General features: G+C 62.3%; 1 protein-coding gene. It reads left to right on the forward strand.

Annotation, left to right across the window (positions count from 1 at the left end):
• Positions 1-777, forward strand: a 777-nt coding sequence (locus NW819_RS13645) for an anti-sigma factor domain-containing protein (RefSeq protein ID WP_414414079.1), incomplete at both ends; no start/stop codon positions are given.

A 777-nucleotide genomic window follows, 5' to 3' on the forward strand; every position in this document is an offset into this window, starting at 1 on the left:
CGGGACGGAGTCCTTTCGCGTCGGCGGGACGGAGTCCTTATCCACCTCGCCCCCTTTAACAGAGGAACGGGAAGAACTGGCCGGCTATCTGCTGGGGGACTTATCTCCTGAACAGGTGAGTGCTCTAGAGGCACGCCTAACTCAAGACCCTCTGCTGGTGGCCGAGCTGCAAGCTATGCAAGAAACCTTGGAGTTGTTGCCCTACGGATTGCCAGGAGTGCTCCCGCCCGCCAGCTTGCGCGATAAGGTGATGGCAGAGGTGGGGGCTATGGGCTTGCGCGAGCAGGAGATGGCAGTCCCCCTTCACTCTCCACTGCCTGCTTTTGGGGTTGGGTGGCGCTGGCTGGGAGGCTTGGTGGCGGCAATTTTGGTTCTGCTCAGCTTAGACAACTGGCGACTGCGGCAAGCACTGCAACTAGCCCAGTTAGAGCCGGTGCGAGCATTGTCTCATCTCCTGCAACAGCCGGGATCCCGTCTGGTGCATTTGCAGGGGGAGGTGGGGACGGCCAATGTGCTGTTTCGCCCAGGAGACTGGCAGGAGGTTATCTTGGCCGCACGGGATCTGCCCCAACCGGTGGCGGGGGAGCGCTACTCCCTCTGGCTCAAGCTGGATAATGGCGAGTTCCTCCACTGTGGTGACTTTCAGGTGGATGCTCAAGGCTCTGCTCTGGTGGCCCTACGCCCATCCCGCACGTTGCCGGCAGGTACCCGCGCCCAAGAGCTGCTGGTCGCGACCGGTTCCCGCCAACTGCCCGCTCGCGCTACTCGGACGGAGTC

Origin of the sequence: Synechococcus sp. R8-2, assembly GCF_047461715.1 — a bacterium.
In the GTDB taxonomy this organism is placed as follows: Bacteria; Cyanobacteriota; Cyanobacteriia; order Thermostichales; family Thermostichaceae; genus Thermostichus.